Origin of the sequence: Pseudomonas sp. PS01299, from assembly GCF_029960145.1 — a bacterium.
Classification (GTDB): domain Bacteria; phylum Pseudomonadota; class Gammaproteobacteria; order Pseudomonadales; family Pseudomonadaceae; genus Aquipseudomonas; species Aquipseudomonas putida_A.
Genome location: NZ_JASCPO010000521.1, coordinates 1 through 304, shown reverse-complemented (window position 1 = coordinate 304; position 304 = coordinate 1). Strand labels below are relative to the sequence as shown.

At 48.0% G+C, this 304-nt stretch carries 1 protein-coding gene; it reads left to right on the top strand.

Features of this window, described 5'->3' with window-relative positions:
- Positions 1 to 226, top strand: a 226-nt coding sequence (locus QMX91_RS31400; RefSeq protein WP_282413925.1) for a hypothetical protein, incomplete at its 5' end; no start/stop codon positions are given.
- Between the last annotated feature and the right edge of the window lie 78 nt (positions 227 to 304).

Genomic DNA, 304 nt, shown 5'->3' with positions numbered 1-304 from the left:
GTCTATAATTCGCCCCACTTCCGGCGCAGTCGAAACGGAAAACTCCTTGAGATTCAATGAGTTACGCAGTTTTCGGCAGCGGCTCGCTTCAGTTCATCGAAGCCTGGAAGGAGTTGAAAGAGCGGTGATGTTTGGCTCTTTTGACGGTTCGATCTTCTCGGTCGAAAGCGGAGAAAAAGAGGTGTTGACAGCAGCGTGTAACGCTGTAGAATTCGCCTCCCGCTAACGAGAGATCGGAAGCGCAAGTGGTTGAAGTTGTTGAAGAAATCTTCGAAAACTTCTGAAAATAATCACTTGACAGCAA